Origin of the sequence: Nannocystis exedens, from assembly GCF_002343915.1 — a bacterium.
In the GTDB taxonomy this organism is placed as follows: domain Bacteria; phylum Myxococcota_A; class Polyangia; order Nannocystales; family Nannocystaceae; genus Nannocystis; species Nannocystis exedens.
On the sequence record NZ_NETK01000001.1, the window covers coordinates 10734311 to 10752516 of the forward strand.

At 72.4% G+C, this 18206-nt stretch carries 18 protein-coding genes; 11 read left to right on the forward strand and 7 right to left on the reverse strand.

The window, feature by feature from the left end; genetic code table 11:
- Positions 1-229: 229 nt before the first annotated feature.
- Together trpB and trpA are read left to right on the forward strand one after the other, a co-directional pair.
- Positions 230-1591, forward strand: a complete 1362-nt coding sequence (gene trpB, locus NAEX_RS41820; protein WP_096333051.1) for a tryptophan synthase subunit beta — start codon at positions 230-232, stop codon at positions 1589-1591.
- Complete coding sequence (gene trpA / locus NAEX_RS41825; RefSeq protein WP_096333052.1) at positions 1588-2385, forward strand: tryptophan synthase subunit alpha; 798 nt, start codon at positions 1588-1590, stop codon at positions 2383-2385. The genes trpB and trpA overlap by 4 nt, the downstream gene beginning before the upstream one ends.
- A gap of 101 nt (positions 2386-2486) precedes the next feature.
- Here the strand turns inward: trpA and NAEX_RS41830 are convergent, their stop codons facing one another.
- Entirely contained in the window at positions 2487-3098 is a 612-nt protein-coding gene (locus NAEX_RS41830) for a hypothetical protein (RefSeq protein WP_096333053.1), read from the reverse strand.
- A gap of 12 nt (positions 3099-3110) precedes the next feature.
- Positions 3111-3983, reverse strand: coding sequence for a 23S rRNA (adenine(2030)-N(6))-methyltransferase RlmJ (locus NAEX_RS41835; protein WP_170136467.1), 873 nt, complete (start codon positions 3981-3983; stop codon positions 3111-3113).
- A gap of 444 nt (positions 3984-4427) precedes the next feature.
- Here NAEX_RS41835 and NAEX_RS41840 point away from each other — a divergent pair, with 444 nt between their 5' ends.
- From NAEX_RS41840 to NAEX_RS41860, 5 genes are all read left to right on the forward strand, one after another.
- Positions 4428-5336, forward strand: coding sequence for a serine/threonine-protein kinase (locus NAEX_RS41840; RefSeq protein ID WP_100793039.1), 909 nt, complete (start codon positions 4428-4430; stop codon positions 5334-5336).
- On the forward strand, positions 5333-5809 hold the full coding sequence (locus NAEX_RS41845) for a tetratricopeptide repeat protein (RefSeq protein ID WP_170136468.1): 477 nt from the start codon (positions 5333-5335) through the stop codon (positions 5807-5809). Before NAEX_RS41840 ends, NAEX_RS41845 begins: the two co-directional genes overlap by 4 nt.
- 427 nt (positions 5810-6236) lie before the next feature.
- Positions 6237-7172, forward strand: coding sequence for a YihY/virulence factor BrkB family protein (locus NAEX_RS41850; protein ID WP_170136469.1), 936 nt, complete (start codon positions 6237-6239; stop codon positions 7170-7172).
- 36 nt (positions 7173-7208) lie between these two features.
- Positions 7209-7658, forward strand: a complete 450-nt coding sequence (locus NAEX_RS41855; protein ID WP_143140661.1) for a hypothetical protein — start codon at positions 7209-7211, stop codon at positions 7656-7658.
- Entirely contained in the window at positions 7651-8493 is an 843-nt protein-coding gene (locus tag NAEX_RS41860; RefSeq protein ID WP_096333059.1) for an HTTM domain-containing protein, read from the forward strand. Before NAEX_RS41855 ends, NAEX_RS41860 begins: the two co-directional genes overlap by 8 nt.
- A gap of 38 nt (positions 8494-8531) precedes the next feature.
- Here the strand turns inward: NAEX_RS41860 and NAEX_RS41865 are convergent, their stop codons facing one another.
- The 3 genes from NAEX_RS41865 to NAEX_RS41875 are packed head-to-tail and all read right to left on the reverse strand — an operon-like array spanning position 8532 to position 10310.
- A complete protein-coding gene (locus tag NAEX_RS41865) occupies positions 8532-8969 on the reverse strand; it encodes a hypothetical protein (RefSeq protein ID WP_096333060.1) in 438 nt (145 codons plus the stop codon).
- Positions 8947-9495 carry an RNA polymerase sigma factor gene (locus tag NAEX_RS41870; protein WP_096333061.1) on the reverse strand — a complete coding sequence of 183 codons (549 nt, stop codon included), beginning with the start codon at positions 9493-9495 and terminating at the stop codon, positions 8947-8949. The genes NAEX_RS41865 and NAEX_RS41870 overlap by 23 nt, the downstream gene beginning before the upstream one ends.
- Positions 9492-10310 carry a hypothetical protein gene (locus NAEX_RS41875; RefSeq protein ID WP_096333062.1) on the reverse strand — a complete coding sequence of 273 codons (819 nt, stop codon included), beginning with the start codon at positions 10308-10310 and terminating at the stop codon, positions 9492-9494. Before NAEX_RS41875 ends, NAEX_RS41870 begins: the two co-directional genes overlap by 4 nt.
- 171 nt (positions 10311-10481) lie before the next feature.
- On the opposite strand from NAEX_RS41875, the gene NAEX_RS41880 reads away from it, so the two are divergent.
- The gene (locus NAEX_RS41880) at positions 10482-10994 is read left to right on the forward strand and encodes an NUDIX hydrolase (protein ID WP_096333063.1); all 513 of its coding nucleotides are present in this window, start codon (positions 10482-10484) and stop codon (positions 10992-10994) included.
- A gap of 324 nt (positions 10995-11318) precedes the next feature.
- Here the strand turns inward: NAEX_RS41880 and NAEX_RS41885 are convergent, their stop codons facing one another.
- Positions 11319-12647, reverse strand: coding sequence for a hemolysin family protein (locus NAEX_RS41885; RefSeq protein ID WP_096333064.1), 1329 nt, complete (start codon positions 12645-12647; stop codon positions 11319-11321).
- Between the two features lie 209 nt (positions 12648-12856).
- Between NAEX_RS41885 and NAEX_RS41890 the strand changes: the two genes are divergently transcribed.
- Positions 12857-13717 (forward strand): hypothetical protein, encoded by an 861-nt coding sequence (locus NAEX_RS41890; RefSeq protein ID WP_143140660.1) that lies wholly within the window; start codon positions 12857-12859, stop codon positions 13715-13717.
- Here NAEX_RS41890 and NAEX_RS41895 read toward each other — a convergent pair.
- Entirely contained in the window at positions 13707-14552 is an 846-nt protein-coding gene (locus tag NAEX_RS41895; RefSeq protein WP_096333066.1) for an arylamine N-acetyltransferase, read from the reverse strand. The two genes, NAEX_RS41890 and NAEX_RS41895, sit on opposite strands and share 11 nt — an antisense overlap.
- Positions 14553-14654: 102 nt before the next feature.
- Here NAEX_RS41895 and NAEX_RS41900 point away from each other — a divergent pair, with 102 nt between their 5' ends.
- Both NAEX_RS41900 and NAEX_RS41905 read left to right on the forward strand, forming a co-directional pair.
- Positions 14655-16244 (forward strand): aldehyde dehydrogenase family protein, encoded by a 1590-nt coding sequence (locus NAEX_RS41900; protein ID WP_096333067.1) that lies wholly within the window; start codon positions 14655-14657, stop codon positions 16242-16244.
- Positions 16245-16347: 103 nt separating this feature from the next.
- Entirely contained in the window at positions 16348-18039 is a 1692-nt protein-coding gene (locus NAEX_RS41905; RefSeq protein ID WP_096333068.1) for a sodium-dependent transporter, read from the forward strand.
- Positions 18040-18206 lie beyond the last annotated feature (167 nt).

Here is an 18206-nt window from a genome sequence, read left to right on the forward strand (position 1 = left end):
CGGCGACGCCGGCAGCCCCCCGAGGTCCATCCGCGACTCGGCCTGGGGTCCGGCGGCCTCCTTGCGAGGCTGGGAGACCCCGAATGCAGGCGAGGCGGTCGCCCCGCCCGCCGTGGTCACAGGTGTGAGCTGAACTTCGGGACAGGTGAGAGCGCGACGCAGACGCGGCCGGCGTGGCGATAGCGCCCGCGCAGGCCGCTGCACGATCGGTGCTACCATCCCCCGGCGCATGACCGCGGCACCCCAACCTGAGGATGACAACCCGCTCCGCGGCCCGCCCGAGCTGCTGGGTGAATTCGGCGAGTTCGGCGGGCGCTACGTGGCCGAGACGCTGATGCCGGCGGTGGAAGAGCTGGCTCGCGCGTGGCCGAAAGCCTGGGCCGACCCGACGTTCGTCGACGAGTACCGGGCGATCCTCCGCGACTACGTCGGCCGGCCGACGCCGCTGACGGAGGCCCGCCGGCTGCCGGAGGCGATCGGCGGCGGGCGGATCTTCCTCAAGCGCGAGGACCTGAACCACACCGGGGCCCACAAGATCAACAACTGCATCGGCCAGGTGCTGCTGGCGCGCCGGCTCGGCAAGACCCGCATCATCGCCGAGACGGGGGCCGGGCAGCACGGGGTGGCGACGGCCACCGCCTGCGCGTACTTCGGGATGCCCTGCACCGTGTACATGGGCGCCGAGGACGTGTCCCGCCAGGCGCTGAACGTGGTGCGCATGCGCCTGCTCGGGGCCGAGGTCCGGCCGGTGACGAGCGGCTCGGCGACCCTGAAGGACGCGATCAACGCGGCCCTGCGCGACTGGGTCGCCAGCGTGGCCGATACGCACTACGTGATCGGCAGCGTGATGGGACCCGACCCGTACCCGCTGATGGTCCGCGAGCTGCAGCGGGTGATCGGCGACGAGGCGCGGGCGCAGATCCTCGACCGGATCGGTCGCCTGCCCGACGCGGCGGTGGCCTGCGTCGGCGGCGGCTCGAACGCGATGGGCCTGTTCGCGGCGTTCGTGCCCGACGCGGCGGTGAAGCTGTTCGGGGTCGAGGCCACCGGCGAGGGGCTGCAGGGCCGCCACGCGGCGACCGTGGCGAAGGGCCGGATCGGCGTGTTCCACGGGATGCGCAGCCTGGTCCTTCAGACAGATGACGGGCAGCTGCTCGAGGCCCACTCGATCTCGGCCGGGCTCGACTACCCGGGCATCGGCCCCGAGCACGCGCACCTGCACGCGACCGGACGCGCGCGCTACCTCGGGATCTCCGACCGCGAGGCGCTGGCGGCCACCGAGCTGTTGGCCCGCACCGAGGGCATCATCCCGGCGCTCGAGACGGCGCACGCGATCGCGGCGCTGCCCGCGGTGATCCGCGAGCTCGGGCCCGAGGCGGTGGTGATCGTCAACGTGTCGGGTCGCGGCGACAAGGACATGCACACGGTGATGACCCACCTCGACCCGGCGACGCTGGCCCTCATCGACGAGGCCGAGCGCGGACGCAAGGCGGCCCGCGCCGCGCACCACGGGGCGGCGGGGCACGGGGGCGGGGAGGGGCTGATCGTCGACGGTCACGAGCTCCGCGCCGAGCGCAAGGAGGGGGCATGAGCGCCGGAGTGGATCGTGTGGCGGCTGCGTTCGCCCGGGCACGCGCGGAGAACCGCGCGGCGCTGGTCGGCTACCTGACCGGGTTCGATCCCGATCGCAACGGCTCGCTCGAGCGGATCTTCGCCGCCTGCGACGGCGGGCTCGACGTGCTCGAGCTCGGGGTGCCCTTCAGCGATCCGACGGCCGACGGACCGACGATCCAGGCGGCGATGACCCGCGCCCTGGCCAGCGGGGCCACGGTGGCGGGGGCGCTGGCGCTGGCGGCGGAGATCCGGCGCCGCTTCGAGCTGCCGATCGTGCTGTTCTCGTACGCGAACCCGCTGGTCAGCTACGGGCCGGAGCGCCTGTCCCGAGAGACAGCCGAGGCGGGGGCCGACGCGCTGCTGGTGGTCGACCTGCCGCCCGAGCACGCGGAGGTCCTGCGCGGGCCGGCCAGCGCCCGCGGGCTCGGCTGGGTCGGGCTGATCGCGCCGACGACCACGCCGGCCCGCCGCGCGCGGGTGCTGGCGGCCAGCACCGGGTTCGTCTACGCGGTCAGCCTCACCGGCGTGACCGGGGCGCCGCTCGACCCGAGCGACCCGGCCCTGCACGCCGGCCTGGCGACGCTGCGCAGCGCGAGCTCGCTGCCGATCGTGGTCGGCTTCGGCGTGCGCAAGGCCGAGGACGTGCGCGCGCTGGCCGGGCACGCCGACGGGGTGGTGGTCGGCTCGGCGCTGGTCGAGGCCGGCGCGCGCGGACCCGCGGCGCTCGGCGAGCTGGTGAAGACGCTGCGCGCCGGGACCCTGCGGGCCTGACGGCGCGAGGCGTGAGGGACATGTCCGAAGGGGCATGCTCAAAGGGCCTGCTCCTTCAGGTATGTCCGAACGAGCATGTCACTCGGGACATGCCCCGACGCTCAGGTCTCGCTCGGCGCCTCGTCGGAGGGGGCGGTAGGGGCGGGCGGAGCGGCGGCGGCCCCGGCGGCGCGCTCGAGGTGGACGAGCATCGCGGCGACCGTCAGCATGGCGGGGGCGTCGGGGCTGATCGGCTCGGTGCCGCGCTCGCGGACCTCGAAGGCGCCGCCGTCGAAGAACACGCTGTTGAAGCGGCTGACGAGGTCCATCAGGGTCGTCTGCGCGCCGGTGCTGTCGAGCATGGCGGTGACCTGGGCCCGGTCGCGCGTGCTGATGTAGATGAAGTCGTCGAACAGCGGGTCGCCGACCTGGAGATCCTTGCGGAACACCTTGATCATGCGATCGAGGGTGCTCTCGCGGGCGAAGCTGGCGCGGAACGACAGGCTGACGCGCGGGCGGGCGGTGATCGAGAAGTGATAGAAGGTGTAGAACTCGCTGCCGACGCGATCGCGCGTCTGCCACTCGCGGGTCACGATCGTGTGGCCGCGCTCGCGCAGCGCGACCTCGGCGTGACCGTCGGCGCAGCGCTCGCAAAAGTCGAGCTCGTAGTCGCGGCGGAGGTTGTCACTTGTGTGCGGGAGTTCGCAGAACGCACAGGGGACGACGTCGTCCATGCCGGCACGGTATCAGGGCGGGACCAGCCAGTCGACGCGGGCGTCGCCGGGAAACTCGTCCTCGGCCAGGAGGGCCGCAAGCCGGGGCAGGAGCGCGCCGAACACGGTGTCGGTCTGCCACGGGGCGCCGGCGAGGAGCAGCCCCGAACCGCTGAGCACGGCGGGGTCGTCAGGCCTCGTGCGCAGCTCGAGGCAGAGCACGTCGCGCAGGCCGGAGCGGAGCACGGCGGCGTGCAACAGCGTGGCCGCGAGCGGGCCCTTGATCGGGTACCACAGCGCGGTGCAAGCCTGCGGCCAGCGCCGCCGCGCGAGCTCGACGCCGGCGAGGGCGGCGGCGAATTCGTCGGGCCGCTCGTAGGGCGGATCGATGAGGACGAGGCCGCGGCGCGGCGTCGGCGGCAAGAGAGCGGCCAGCGCCTCGTAGCCGTCGCGCTGGTGGATCGCCACCTGCGGGTCGCGCCGCGGGCCGTGCTCGCCGCGCACGCTGAACTCGTCGCGCAGCGCGGCAGCCTCGCCCGGCTGGAGCTCGCACAGGATCATGCGATCGTCAGGTCGCATGACGGACCGCACCAGCCGCGGCGAGCCGGGATAGGTGGCGAGCGCGCCGCTAATGTTGAGTTCGGCGACGCGCGCGAGGTAATCGGCGAGCTCCGGCGGGAGGTCCGCCGCGCCCCGAGCAGGCCACAGCCGGGCGATGCCGCGCTGAAACTCGCGCGAACGCGCGGCATCGCCGAAGTCCAGGGGATAACGGCCGCGTCCGGCGTGGGTGTCGACGTAACTCAGCGGCGCGGGCTTGTGCTGGAGACGGCGCACGAGTTGCAGCAGGACGACGTGCTTGAACACGTCCGCGGCGTTACCGGCGTGAAAGGCGTGACGGTAGTTCATCGGCAGCGACGAGCCCGTCCAGGGCTCGGCTCGAAAATAATGCATCGACCGCCCGCGCTGGGCTCGCCTCGCACGCGGGGGAGATCTCGCCGGTGAACGCAGAGCTCCATCCCAGGCGGGTCGTGCAGAAATTTCTAAAAGGGGTGCAGGCGCCCGGCGAGCTCGACAGCTGCGCGCAGGACTCGGGTTCGGTCGCTGCGGGATGTATTCCTGGGAGGGCATGCGGGCTCACGAGATCGGCGAGGTGTCGGCGATGCCCGGCGATCGTGCGGGCCGGGGCCGCCGCGCCCGGCTGCGCCTCGCACCGGTGTTTCAGGGCCGCGTCCGGTCAGCGCCGCGAAGCCTGGGCTCACGGGAGCCGCGATGAGAGCGGGGCCCGAGTCTCGGGGGGCGGGTGAATTGAACGCGTCGCTCGATCGACTCAGACCGGTCGAGGACACGAGGATGTCGCGGAGTCACACGGAAGCGCTCGGGGGCGCCGAGACCGTCGCGCGCGGGCTCGCCGATACCACGCCGGCGGGCCTGGCCTTCCCCAGCCTCGACGGGGCCGACGAGCGGCGAATGGAAGATCTGATGGCCGCGCGGCTGTTCCCGCGGGCAGCCGCGCCGCAGCGGATCGGCCGCTACACGCTGCTCGACCGGCTCGGCAGGGGCGGCATGGGTGTGGTTTATGCGGCGTATGACCCGGAGCTCGATCGGCGGGTGGCGATCAAGCTGCTGCAGCGCGACGACACCGCCCGGCGGCGCAGGCTGGAGCGCGAGGCCCAGGCGATGGCCAGGCTCTCGCATCCGAACGCGGTGACCCTCTACGAGGTCGGCGAGCACGAGGGGCAGTCGTTCCTGGCGATGGAGTTCATCACCGGCCCGGACCTCACTCGGTGGCTGCGCGAGCGCGGGCCCGCGGCTGACCGGCGGACCGTGCTGGACATGTTCATTCAGGCAGGTCGGGGCCTGGCGGCGGCGCACCGGGTCAACCTCGTCCACCGCGACTTCAAGCCCGCCAACGTGTTCGTCGACGACGACGGTCGCGTGCGCGTCGGCGACTTCGGGCTCGCACGCCAGCGAGTAATGGAGGGCGTCGACCTCGACGGGCACTCCGGGCGCGAGGCCGTTGACTTGCCCGGGAACTCCGGCGAACTCACCACGACCGGCGTGATCATGGGGACGCCGGCCTACATGGCGCCGGAGCAGTTCGCCGGCGCGGAGACCGACGCGCGTACCGATCAGTTCGCGTTCTGCGTCGCGTTGTGGGAGGCGCTCCAGGGCGCAGGCCCTTCGCGGGCGCGACAACCTCGCCGGCTTCGACGTCGCCGCGCGCGTACGACGACGCGAGGGCGAGGTTCGAGCGAGTGATCGCCATCCGCGAGAAGGCGCTCGGCCCTGACCACCCGACCGTCGCCTTCACCCTCCTCGGCACCGCCCGCACCCAGCGGGCGACGGGGGCCTACGACGAGGCGAGGGCGCACTACGAGCGCGCGCTTGCGATCGTCGAGAAGGCGTTCGGCCCCGACCACCCGGCCGTCGCCGCCGCGCTGGCCGGCCTCGCCGAGGTCTTGCTCGCCCGACACGAGTCGGCGGAGGCCGTGGGGCTGGCCGAACGCGCCGTGCGGATCGGCGAGGCCGGCGGGGTCAGCCCGGACAAGCTGGCGGGCAGCCGCTTCGCCCTCGCGCGAGCGCTGTGGCACGCGCCTGGCCCCGCGCGCGACCGCGACCGCGCGCGGACGCTGGCGCGGCAGGCCCTCGACACGCTGTGCACGATCCAGGGCCGCGAGCGCGAGCGGGCCGACGTCGAGGTTTTCCTCGCCGACGCCGACGGCGCGCCGTGATCACGGCTCGACGCCGAGTGCCGCGCGCGACTCGTGGACGCGGCGGGACCGCCCGGCGAGTGACGGGCACGCGCTCGCCGAGATCCTCGGAGGACGCGCGCGACCGAGGACGTAAGAACTTCGCCGCCAGGCTCGCGCTCGTCCGGCGAGCCTGGAGTTTTTGCGCCCGGCTCGCGGCGATCTGGACCGCGCCGGAGAGCCGTTGCCGCGTTGCCTGCGCACTCGCACGCGCCTCGGTGCCCCGTGCCCGTGGCACGAGAATCGACATGGAGTTTGAGGCGCCCTCGCGTGCACTCGTGGCGGTGGCGGACGCGCCGGGGCGCGGCATAGCAGGCTCGGCCTGCGGTGAAAAGGCCATGGGGAGGGCCGGCGACGTGACCGGGCGCGGTCCCCGTGCGTCGTAAAACGGCGTATGGTAGCCGCGCCGATGCCCGAAGGCCGCTCCTCCGCTGCGCTCGCTGCCGCCTCGCTGCTGCTCCGGCGGCTCGGCAGCTTCCTGCTGCGGGTGCTCCGCCACCTCGGCAAGAACAAGGCGCTGCTGCTGGCCGGCGGGGTCGCCTACAACGCGCTGCTGTCGATCGTGCCGATGCTGGCGGTGGTGTTGGTGGCGCTGACCCACGTGTGGGACGTCGACCAGCTGACCGAGATCATCAGCCACGAGCTCAACCTGCTGATCCCGAACCAGGCCGACGTGATCATCGGCGAGGTGGTGAGCTTGCTCGACAACCGCGACCTGGTCGGCGGGATCGGGCTCGGGGTGATGCTGTTCTTCAGCACGTGGGCGTTCAAGATGCTGGAGGGCGCGCTGGCGGTGATCTTCGCCCGCAGCCGCGCCCGCCGCCAGCGCAGCTTCTGGATGTCGGCGCTGCTGCCGTACATCTTCATCGTCGCCATCGCCGGCGGCCTTTTGGTGCTGACGGTCCTGGTCGCGCTGCTCGAGCGCCTGGCCGAGGCCGAGGTGGTGCTGTTCGGTTATCAGCTGTCCCTCGGGTCAGGTCCGGCGTTCGTCCTCAAGCTGAGCGGCATCGTCACGCTGATCTTCATGTTCACGGCGGCCTACCGCGTCATGCCGATCACCGAGGTGTCGTGGCGCCGCGCCCTCACCGGCGGAGTGGCCGCGGCGCTGCTGTGGGACGTGCTGCGCCGGGCGCTGATGGTCTACTTCTCCAAGATCTCGCTGGTCAACGTGGTCTACGGGTCGCTGGCGACGGTCATCATCGCGCTCCTGACCCTCGAGATCGGCACGCTCATCATCCTGCTCGGGGCGCAGATCATCTCCGAGCTGCAGCACAGCGAGGAGGCCGGGCTGCCGTGGTACGAGGCGGCGCCCGAGAGCGAGACCATCGGGGTCAAGCAGGGCTGAGGCGGCACCGGCCCGTAGGGGCATGGATTTCGGGACATGTCCGAACAACCACACAGGCTGGCGGTGGGGGTGGTCGCGGTGTGGCTGGCGGCCCAGGCGGTCGCGCTGGTGCGGGGGCTGCTGCCGCTGCCGCCGCCGCTGGGGGCGCACCTGCCGTGGCGGATGTTCAGCGACCCGTCGCCGTTCGAGCGCACGCTGACGGCGGAGGGCCGCGTCGCCGACGGGACGTGGGTGCCGATCCCGCTGGAGCGCTACTTCCAGCACACGCGCGGGGCCACGGGCGAGCGGGCGTACGAGTACAGCACGATCGTGTTCGAGGGGGGGCACCTGCGCGAGCGGCAGGCGTTCGCCGCGTGGCTGGCGGCGCGCATGGCCGCGGACGGGCAGCCGATCGACAAGGTGCGGCTGATCCGGCGCTGGCGTGACCTCCGCGACGACGCGACGGGGGCGGCGACGATCGGTCAGTACAGGGTGGGCGGTGGCTGAGGCGACCGAGCTGCCGGTGTTCGCCGCGCGCGCGCGGGCGCAGCGCGGTCCGGGGCCGCTGGCGCGGTTCTTCTTCGCGACCGAGGGGACGGCGCGGACGCAGCGGTTCGCGCGCGGCCTGGCCTTGTGGACAGGCGCCTACGCGCTGACGCAGTGGCCCCACCGCGAGGAGCTGTACAGCCGGCCGGTGCTGCGCGACGGCTGGCTCGAGGGGTGGCTCGGCGGGTGGGTGCCGCCGCCGGCGCTGGTGACGGGGCTGCTGGCGCTGCTGGCGGTGGCGGCGGGCACGGCGGCGGCGGGCCGCGGCGGCCGGGCGGCGCGGGTGACGACGGCCGGCCTGTTCGGGCTGCTGGTCGGGCTCGAGGCGAGCGCGCCGCGGGCCTACGCGGCGCTGGCGGTGCTGCAGTGGTCGTTCGTGGCGCTGGCGCCGGCAGGGCCGAGGGGGCCGCGCTGGGCCGCGCGGCTGTTGATGCTGCAGCTGTCGGCGGTGTACGTGTTCGCGGCGCTGTCGAAGCTGGCCGAAGGGACATCCTGGTGGACGGGCGAGGCGATCGTGCTGATCTTCCGCTCGGCGCGCCAGGGCCAGCACCTGTTGTCGGCGTGGCTGCCGTTGACCCCGGGGCCGCTGGCGCAGGCGCTGGCGTGGTCGACGATCGCGCTCGAGCTGGCGATCGGGTGCGGGCTGTGGTTCGCCCGCACCCGCCGCCCCGCCGCGATCGCGCTGGTGCTGCTCCACGCGGGGATCGCCGGGTCGATGCGGGTGTCGCTGCTGTTCCACGCGCTGATGCTGCTGCACCTGCTGCTGTTCTTCGGCCGCCGCGGGGACGAGGCCTGAGGGGCATGTCCTGACGGACATGTGGATTCAAGCATGTCTCAGGGGGCATGTCCTTTGGCGTCGAGCATGTAGAAGACGACGTCCTGGCGGGGCAGGGCGACGCGGCGGGAGGCGAGGGCGCCGGCGAGCTCGGGGGCGAGCTGCAGCGGCTCGGAGGGCGGGGCGAGCCGGCCGAGGCCGATCCAGGCGGGGTGGAGGTCGGTGCGGCCGGCGATGAGGTCGACGGGCGCGGCCGCGGGGACCGGCGCGGGTGCGGCGGCGACGACCGGCGCGGGCGCCGCCGAGGGGAGCTCGGCGGTGCGGAGCGACAGCGCCAGGAGGGGCGCCGCGGCCGCGAGGCCGGCGCCGACGAGCCACCACGGCCAGCGGGCGGGGGCCGGCGCGTCCAGGCGCGCCCGCAGGCGGGTGAGGCCGCCGGGCGGCGGGTCGAGGCGGACGAACATGTCCTTCAGGTCATCTTCGGGCGGCGGCTTCACGGCGGTGCTCCTGGGCTTGGAGGTGACGGCGGACGCGATCGGCGGCGGCGTGGCGGCGCGAGCCGACGGTGCCGACCGGGATCTCGAGCGCGGCGGCGATGTCGGCGTACGTGAGCTCGGAGAGCTCGCAGAGGACGAGCACGCGGCGCAGCTTCTCGGGCAAGGCGTCGACGGCGGCCCGCACGGCGGCGGCCCGCTCGGCGCCGAGGACGGCGAGGTCGGGCCGGTTGTCGCTCGCGTCGGGCGAGCCGTCGTCGAGGGCGACGAAGCGCCGCAAGGCCCGCCAGCGCCGGCGACTGGCGGCGAGGTTGACGGCGATCCGGTAGACGAAGGCGCCGGCGGTGTCGGGCCGCACGCGGGCGCGGGCCTGCCACAGCCGCGCGAAGGTCTCCTGGACCAGCTCCGCCGACTCGTCGCGGTCCCACAGCCAGCGGTAGACGACGTTGAACAGCGGCCGCTCCATCTGCACGAAGAGCCGCTCGACGTCGCCGACCGTCAGGCCGGGCGAGGACGCGGGCTCGGTCACACGCCCCCGGTCCGGAGCTGCCCGCGGACGATGTAGAACATGGTCTTGGGGACATGCTGAGCCTTGGCGTCGCTCGCCTCGAGGCTCGCCTGGCCGACGACGAGGAGCTGGCCGGGATCGACGTGGATGCGCGATCGGAGCTGGTTGCAGTGCTCGGCGCAGGTCAGGAGGTGGGCGCGATCCTTGGCCTGCTGGGCGACGACGAGGTTGAGGTCGGCGACGAGCCGCCCGCCGACCTCGGAGACGGTCTGGCGCGCCTGCATGAGGGCGCCGTCGGCCTCGGCGCGCTCGTCGATCAGCGAGGACAGGTGCATCGACTCGTGCAAGCGGAAGCGCATCGGGCCCTGGCTGGCGACGATCGCCTGCAGCGCGGGGGCGATGTCAGGGACGGCGTCGACGCCCTCGGCGGCCTGGGCGGGCTCGCCGACGACGATCCAGTAGTCGAACTCGGCCGTGCGCACGGGCGGGGCCTTGGCGGGGTCGAGGCCGGCGATCAGGGCGGCGACGCCGTCCTGGATCCCGGGCGGCGCGACGACGACGAGGCGGCCGTCCGGCAGGCGCTCGACGGTGCCGAGCGGCGGCAGGTCCTTGCCGGTCGAGAGGGCGCTGGCGAGGGCCTGTTCGATCGAGCGCGCCTGCTCGGGCGGGACGGTGTAGGTGCGGAGGAGCGGCTCGTCGCTGTCGGCCGGCGCGGGCGCGGTGCTCGGGGCCGGCGGGGCGAGGGGCGGGGTGCCCGGGGCGGACCGCGGGGCCTCGCAGGCGAGCACGAGGGGGAAGGCGAGGAAGAGGAAGAGGCGGTGGATCGAGCGGGGCATGGGGCTCCGGGGTGCGTTCGATCGGGCTCTACGCGCGGGGCGTCCGAGTCTTCGAAAATTTTTTGCGAGGGGTCCGGAAAATTGCGCGGAAAGCGCGATATGTCTTGCGGGACATGTCGTCCTGGACATGCGGAGCGACCCCGGCGGCGCAGCTGTGGTATCACCGCGGCGATGCGCGAGCTACGCCGCTCCGAGGTGTTCGACGCCGGCTTCTTTCGCGTCGAGCGGGTCAGCCTCGAAGGCCGGGCCTCGCCGGTGACGCTGCTGCGGATGCCGGACTGGGTGATGGCGGTGGCGGTCAACCCGGCGGGACGGTTCGTGCTGGTCCGCCAGCATCGCTTCGGGATCGCGGCCGAGACGGTCGAGCCCGCCGGCGGGCTGGTCGACGCCGGGGAGGCGCCCGCGGCCGCGGCGCTGCGAGAGCTGGGCGAGGAGACGGGCTACGCCGGGGCCACGGCGGAGCCGCTGGGCTTCACGCACCCCAACCCGGTGCTGCAGGACAACCGCTGCCACTTCTTCCTGGTGCGGGAGGCCGTGCAGGTCGGAGCGCCGCACGCCGACGCGGAAGAAGTGGTGGCGCCGGTGGTGATGGGGCGCGCGGAGGTCGAGGCGGCGCTGGCCGAGGGGCGGATCGCGCACGCCCTGGCCGAGCTGGCGCTGCGCCGGGCGCTGGCGGTGCTGTAGCGGCGGGCGAGGCGATATGTCTTTGGGGACATATCGACGAAGGTCGACGCGCTGAGGCCGAGCGTGTCGTTCGGGATCGGCCGTCGCGGTTCTGGACGGGCGAGGCGCGACCGGTCTGTCCTTCCGGACAGGTGGTCCGGGATCCGCGCGCCTGCCAGGCCGGGAACCCGACGCGCGCTCTGCCTGTCCTTCCGGACAGGGCGTGTCCGGCGGCCGCGCGCGGCCGCCGAGCCGGGACCGAGGCGGTGCCTGTCCTTCCAGTCAGGCGTGTCCCACGCTACCGGCGCGTCGAGGCCCCGGCCGCACGCGCTTGCGGGGGCGGCCTCACGCCGGGGTCTCGAGCGTGGGGGGCTGCTTGCGGTAGGCGCGGATCTTGATGACCCGGCGCTCGTCGGCCTCGGCGACGTGGAAGGTCCAGCCCTCGGCTTCGACCTCCTCGCCGACCTGCGGGATGTACTCGAACTTGTGGAACAGAAAGCCCGAGAGCGTCTCGTAGTTGCCCTGGATCTCGTCGTCGAGGTCGACCGCCAGCGTCTTCTCGACCTCGGACACGTTGATCAAAGCGTCGAAGAGGAAGGTGCCGTCGCCGATGTCGAGGATCTGCTTCTCCTCGTCGGGCTCGTCGTTCTCGTCGTAGATCTCGCCGACCACCTCCTCGAGCGCGTCCTCGAGGGTGACGACGCCGGCGGTGCCGCCGAACTCGTCGACGACGATCGCCATGTGGGTCTTCTTCTTTTGGAACAGCGAGAACAGGTCGATGACCTTCATGTTCTCGGGGGCGAACACGGCCGGGCGGGCGACGCTGCCGAGGGTGACCTCGTCGAGGTGATCGAGGTGCTTGAGCACGTCGCCGACGTAGGCGATGCCGACGATCTTGTCGTTCGTGTCGCGGTAGATCGGGACGCGCGAGTACTGGTGCTCCTCGTTGATCGCCATGAAGCGGCGCAGCGAGGCGTTCTCCTCGAGCGCGATCATGTCGACGCGCGGGGTCATGATCGCGCGCACCGGCGTGTCCGACAGGTCGAACACGTTGTTGAGGAGCTCCTTCTCCTGCTCCTCGAGCACGCCCTCCTGGCGCGACGCCGAGACGATCATCCGGATCTCCTCTTCGGAGTGGGCCGAGTGATGCCCGGGCACCGGTCGCAGGCCGAACATGCGCACGACGCCGTTGCCGGTGACGTTGAGCAGCCAGATCACCGGGCGGAACACGGTGGTGAAGGCGATCATCGGCACGGCGATCGCCAGCGAGACCTGCTCGGCCCGCTGCAGCGCCAGCGACTTCGGCGCCAGCTCGCCGAACACGATGTGCAAGGCGGTCGACAGGCCGAAGGCCAGCGCGAACGAGATGGTCTTCACGTTGTCGGCCTGGACGCCCCACTCGAGCAGGCTCGGCGCGACGAGGTGCTCGATCGCGGGCTCGGCGATGAAGCCGATGAGGAGGCTCGCCATCGTGATGCCCAGCTGCGTGGCGGCGATGTAGAGGTCCAGGTCTTGCAGCACCTTGTGGGTCAGGCGCGCGAGCGTGTTGCCTTCGTTGGCGAGCTGCTCGATCCGGGTGCGTCGCACGCTGACGAGCGCGAACTCGGCCGCGACGAAGAATCCGTTCATCAAGACCAGGAAGAACAGCGAGACGAGTCGCAGGAGGTCGCTCATCGAGAGTCGCTGCTCCTCGGCCCGTCGAATCGGCCGCTGCGGGCCTTACTCGGGGGGTCGCCCATAGGGTCCGCACAGTGTAGCAAGCTTTGTCCGCGACGCGCGCCGCTGGGCTTGCCGTTGGCGGAGATCGCGCAAGGACGACTGCGAGGCCCCGGAAGCGGCCTCAGAGGCGCTGCGCGGCCATGCGCGCGTGTTAGGCTGACGAGATGAGCAGGCTCGGAGCGGCGGGGTTCGTCGTGCTTCTCACACTCGGGGGGTGCGTGACCGGCGAGCAAGGGGACGAGTCCGAGACGGAGGCCGGCGGCGGTCCTGACGCGGGGCCCGGTGCGTCGGCGACGACCGACGAGGCGCAGACCTCGTCGCCGGTGCCGACGACCAGCGGCGACACCGGCGAGGTCGCCGGCGAGTGCAGCGTGTGGATGCAAGATTGCCCGCCCGGCGCGAAGTGCGTGCCGTTCGACTCGACCGGCACCGGCGTCGTCGACGGCACCCGCTGCGTCGAGATCGCCGGCTCCGCGGGGAAGGCGGGCGACCCGTGCACGGCCGAGGGCGGGATCGTCGGCCTCGACGACTGCGACGCCGACCTGCTGTGCTGGTTGCTCGACGCCGACGGCCACGGGACGTGCACGCCGATGTGCGGCGGCACGCCGGCCTCGCCGACGTGCGGCAGCGGGCTGGTGTGCGACGTGTCAACCGGCGGCCTTCTGGCGCTGTGCCTCACGTCCTGCAACCCGCTGGCGCCGACCTGCCCGATCGGACAGATCTGCATCCCGAGCATGGCCGGCGGGTTCGTGTGCGACGGCGACGTCAGCGGCGACGCCGGCTTCTATGGCGACCCGTGCGAGTTCCTCAACGTGTGCGACCCGGGCCTCTTGTGCGCGGCGGCCTCGAACGTTCCGGGCTGCGACGCCCCGGGCTGCTGCACCGAGTTCTGCGACCTGTCGCTGGCGCCGTCGATGCCCGACATGTGCTCGGGCGCGCCGGAGCAGGAGTGCCTGGCGTTCTTCGACCAGGGGACGGCGCCGCCCGGGCTCGAAGACGTCGGCCTGTGCGGGATCAAGCAGTAGCGCCGTCGAAGATGTCGACGCCGCGGGCCTGCAGGGCCTCGACCGCCTCGCGCACGGGCATGCGCGGCAGCTGCAGCGCCTCGTGCACGATCGCCTCGAGCTCGTCGATGTCGCGGATCGGGGTGATGGTGGTGATGTTGTGGTGGGTGGTGACGAGCCGGTTGTTGTCGATCTCGAGCACCCGGCTGGCGAAGAAGCGGATGATCTTGAGCCGCCGCATGAAGTGGGCGTCGGGCGCGTGGGTGCGCTCGATCGCGGCGGCGAAGCCGTCGGGCGCGACCGGCGGGGGCTTGGCGACGTAGTTGTGGATCCGGGCGCCGCGGTGGAGCATGACGACCTCGACGGCCTCGCGGTGCGAGGCGTGGCGATCGAGGGTGTAGCTGACGTCGCCGTGGGGGATCTGCAGCGGCAGCGAGTCGAGCGCGATCGGGTGGTAAAACGGCGCGCCGTAGCCGACGTCGACCAGGTGTTGCTGATCCTCGAAGGTCACCCGGCAGACGGCGTGGGCCCGCGGGACGCCGCCGGCGTCGGCGGCCAGCAGCTCGACGTCGTAGTCGAGGAACTGCAGCAGCGCGGCGAAGTGGGCGTTGAGGGCGTAGCAGGTGCCGCCGAGGTCCTGGTCGCCGATCCCGCGCAAGAACTCCTCGATCGGCGGGATGGCGTTCCGCGGCGCGTCGGCCGGGCGCAGCAGCTTCGACACGTTCTCGAACGGGATCTTGATCAGGTGGCTGCTGACGAGCTCGTGGAGCCCGGGGTCTCCGACCCACCCGAGGAGCCCGAGGTAGCGGCGGAACAGGTCGTCACGGCGGCTGGTCGTCATGGCAGCACGGGGCATGGTAGCAGTATCCGCGGGCCGCGGGCACGCCCTGTCGGGGCGGCCCTTTGCTAAACTCACCCCCTCGCACGGGCCGCTGCCCGCGACCGAAGGCTTTTGGACATGAGCGCCTCCCAGACCTCCGACCCCGCGCCACAGACCTCCACGCCCGCCTCGCCGCGCCGGCTGCTCGAGAAGCTGAGCCCCGTCAGCGGCGCCCGGCTGGGCGAGTTCCCCGTCGCCGACGAAGCCGAGGTCCGCGCCGCGGTGGCCCGGGCCCGCGCCGCTTTCCCGGGCTGGCGCGACACGCCGCTGGCGGCCCGCGCCGAGGTCATGGCCCGCGTCAAGCAGGTCCTGGCCGAGCAGGGCGAGCACTACGCCCGCAAGATCAGCGAGGACACCGGCAAGCCGACCTTCGAGGCGACGATGATGGAGATCGGCGCGGTCCCGCTGCTGCTCGACTACATGCTCCGGCGCGCGCCGGTGCTGCTGCGCCGGCAGAAGGTGCCGACGCCGCTGGTCCTGCCCGGCAAGTCGGCGTTCATCGAGCACTTCCCCCGCGGGGTGATCGGCATCATCTCGCCGTGGAACTTCCCGTTCCAGCTGGCGGTGGTGCCGGTGCTGTCGGCGCTGATCGGCGGCAACACCGTCGTGCTGAAGCAGTCCGAGATCACGCCGATCGTGGCCGGCGTCGTCGAGGACCTGTTCCGCCGGATCGGGCTGCCCGCCGGGGTGGTCGAGATCGTCCACGGCGACGGCTCGACGGGGGCGGCGCTGACGCGGGCCGAGGTCGACATGCTGTTCTTCACCGGCTCGGTGGCGACCGGCCGCAAGGTGATGGCGGCGGCCGCCCAGCGCCCGATCCCGGTCGAGCTCGAGCTCGGCGGCAAGGACGCGATGATCGTCTGCGCCGACGCCAACCTCGAGCGCGCCGCCGAGGCCGCCGTGTGGGGCGGGCTCGTCAACTGCGGCCAGGCCTGCGTGTCGGTCGAGCGCATCTTCGTGGTCGACGCGATCCACGACCGCTTCGTCGAGAAAGTGCGCGAGAAGGTGGCCCGGGTGACCGTCGGCGGGCCCGACGAGCAGGCCGACATGGGGCCGCTGACGTCGGGCGCGCAGCTCGGGATCGTCGAGCGCCACGTGAATTCGGCGATCGCGGCGGGGGCGAAGGTGGTGTTCGGGGGCGAGAAGCTGCAGCGCCCCGGCCAGTTCTTCGCGCCGACGCTGCTGACGGGGGTGACGCCGGAGATGGAGATCTTCCGCGAGGAGACGTTCGGGCCGGTGCTGCCGGTGATCCGGGTGCGCGACGAGGACGAGGCGGTGCGCCTGGCCAACGCCAGCGAATTCGGGCTGGCCGGCAGCGTGTGGACGCAGGACATCGACAAGGGGCTGCGCCTGGCCTCGCGCATGGAGTGCGGGCAGGTCTCGGTGAACGATGTCATCCAGTCGGTGGGCCACCCGGCGCTGCCGTTCGGCGGGGTGCGCTCGTCGGGGATCGGCCGGTACCACGGCGACGCGGGCATCCTCGGGTTCATGCACACCCGCGGCATCATGGTCGACCGCGGGTTCCTGAACAGCGAGCCGCTGTGGTTCCCGTACGCCGGCAAGGTCTCGCACGGCTTCGAGCTGCTGAAGGGGATCACGACCCGCAGCCTGGGCAGCCTGGTCAAGGGCTTCCTCGGCCTCCGCAAGAAGATGACGCGTCCGAAGTGACAGGCGGGCGGGCCGGCCGCCTGTCCCGGAAGACAGGTGGGCGGCCCGGCGAGCGGGCCGCGGCGGTTGAACAAGCCGAGCCCGCCGGGTACCTTCGCCGGCGATGGCGTCAGGTCCACCGTCCGGGGCGAAGAAGGAGCAATGGGGCACGCGCGTGGGGCTGGTGCTGGCGGTCGCCGGCAACGCCGTCGGCCTCGGCAATTTCCTCCGCTTCCCGGCCCAGGCGGCCCAGAACGGCGGCGGGGCGTTCCTGGTCCCGTACCTGATCTCGTTCGTGCTGATGGGCCTGCCGATCTTGTGGGTCGAGTGGGCGATCGGCCGCCACGGCGGGCAGTACGGCCACCACAGCTCGCCGGGGATGTTCGCCCGCCTCGGCCGCTCGCGCTGGCTCAAGTACGTCGGCGTGTTCGGGCTCTTCACCAACCTGACGGTGGCGGCGTACTACTGCTACATCGAGTCGTGGACGCTGGCGTACGTGTGGCACTCGCTGCGCGGGACGTTCGCGGCGACCCCGCCGACCACGTTCTTCCCCGAGTACCTCGGCACGACCAACGCCGACATCGCCGCGATCCCGTACGAGGCGGCCGGGTTCTTCCTCGCCACGCTGACGCTCAACGTGTGGCTGCTGTCGCGCGGGCTGGTCCGCGGGGTCGAGCTGGCGGCCAAGATCGGGATGCCGCTGCTGCTCGGCTTCGGCGCGGTGCTGGCGATCAAGGGCCTGTTCCTCGGGCCAGGTGACCCGGGCGTGGTCGAGAGCCCGCTGGTCGGCCTCAACTTCGTGTGGGAGCCGCAGGCGTCGGGCCTGTTCAACCCGAGCACGTGGCTGGCGGCGGCCGGGCAGGTCTTCTTCACCCTGTCGGTCGGGATGGGCTCGATCCACTGCTACGCGGCGTACCTGCGCGAGAAGGACGACATCGCCCTCAACGCGACCACGGCCGGCACGGTCAACGAGTTCGTCGAGGTCATCCTCGGCGGGTCGATCCTGATCCCGATCGCCACGGCCTACCTCGGCCTGGCGGCGGTGCAGGCGGCCACCGCCGGCGGCTCGGGCTTCGGCCTCGGGTTCTTGACGCTGCCGACGCTGTTCAACCAGTGGGGCTGGTTCGGGCCAGTCGCGGGGGCGATGTGGTTCGGGCTGTTGTTCTTCGCCGGCATCACGTCGTCGCTGGCGATGGGCCAGCCGGTGCTGGCGTTCCTGCAGGACGAGTTCAAGGTCGCCCGCGAGCGGGCGGCGCTCGGCTTCGGTCTGGCGACGCTGCTGCTCGGCGGGCTGGTGGTGGTGCTGTACCCGGGCGGGACGTTCGACGAGTTCGACTTCTGGACCGGGACGTTCTCCCTCATCGTGTTCGCGCTGGCCGAGGTGCTGATCTTCGGCTGGATCTTCGGCATCGACCGCGGCTGGGCCGAGCTCAACAAGGGCGCCGACCTGCGCCTGCCGAGCTTCTACAAGTACGTCATCAAGTACGTGACGCCGCTGTTCATCCTGGTCGTGCTGCTGGGCGCGATCGTCAAGCCGAGCGTCGGCTGGAGCGAGGCGGCGTCGCAGCTGATGAGCTCCGGGAGCTGGCCGTTCGCGGGCGACAGCGTGCTCGGCAAGCTGCTCCACGTCGGCGAGACCGGGGGGTACTTCGACGCGGCCGGCAGGATCACGCCGATGTTCGTCAAGGACCTGACGCGCCTGATCCTGCTGACCGTGTTCGCTTCGATCGCGGCGCTGGTGTGGCGGGCGTTCCGCGGCCGCAACATCGAGGCGAGCACGCGGCGTCCGGACGAGCAAGAAGGAGGTGCGTCGTGAGCACGAGCGCGTGGATCATGCTGAGCTGCACGTGGCTGCTGGTCGGCGGCTTGACGATCTATCTGATCGGCAAGGTGCTGCGCACGCCGCCGCGGCCGTAGGCGGGCGCAGAGGGGCGTTCAGGCCCGCTCGTCGGGCGCGCGCCGCGGCCCGAGGGGCGGTTCGCT

Bases quoted from the DNA above. Each gene is read 5' to 3' on its own strand.
- NAEX_RS41830 (WP_096333053.1), bottom strand. From the start codon at position 3,098: ATGGACGACGTCGTCCCCTGTGCGTTCTGCGAACTCCCGCACACAAGT.
- NAEX_RS41875 (WP_096333062.1), bottom strand. From the start codon at position 10,310: ATGCCCCGCTCGATCCACCGCCTCTTCCTCTTCCTCGCCTTCCCCCTC.
- trpA (WP_096333052.1), top strand. From the start codon at position 1,588: ATGAGCGCCGGAGTGGATCGTGTGGCGGCTGCGTTCGCCCGGGCACGC.
- NAEX_RS41895 (WP_096333066.1), bottom strand. From the start codon at position 14,552: ATGCCCCGTGCTGCCATGACGACCAGCCGCCGTGACGACCTGTTCCGC.
- NAEX_RS41855 (WP_143140661.1), top strand. From the start codon at position 7,209: ATGTCCGAACAACCACACAGGCTGGCGGTGGGGGTGGTCGCGGTGTGG.
- NAEX_RS41905 (WP_096333068.1), top strand. From the start codon at position 16,348: ATGGCGTCAGGTCCACCGTCCGGGGCGAAGAAGGAGCAATGGGGCACG.
- NAEX_RS41840 (WP_100793039.1), top strand. From the start codon at position 4,428: ATGTCGCGGAGTCACACGGAAGCGCTCGGGGGCGCCGAGACCGTCGCG.
- NAEX_RS41900 (WP_096333067.1), top strand. From the start codon at position 14,655: ATGAGCGCCTCCCAGACCTCCGACCCCGCGCCACAGACCTCCACGCCC.
- NAEX_RS41890 (WP_143140660.1), top strand. From the start codon at position 12,857: ATGAGCAGGCTCGGAGCGGCGGGGTTCGTCGTGCTTCTCACACTCGGG.
- NAEX_RS41850 (WP_170136469.1), top strand. From the start codon at position 6,237: ATGCCCGAAGGCCGCTCCTCCGCTGCGCTCGCTGCCGCCTCGCTGCTG.
- NAEX_RS41880 (WP_096333063.1), top strand. From the start codon at position 10,482: ATGCGCGAGCTACGCCGCTCCGAGGTGTTCGACGCCGGCTTCTTTCGC.
- NAEX_RS41885 (WP_096333064.1), bottom strand. From the start codon at position 12,647: ATGAGCGACCTCCTGCGACTCGTCTCGCTGTTCTTCCTGGTCTTGATG.
- NAEX_RS41835 (WP_170136467.1), bottom strand. From the start codon at position 3,983: ATGAACTACCGTCACGCCTTTCACGCCGGTAACGCCGCGGACGTGTTC.
- trpB (WP_096333051.1), top strand. From the start codon at position 230: ATGACCGCGGCACCCCAACCTGAGGATGACAACCCGCTCCGCGGCCCG.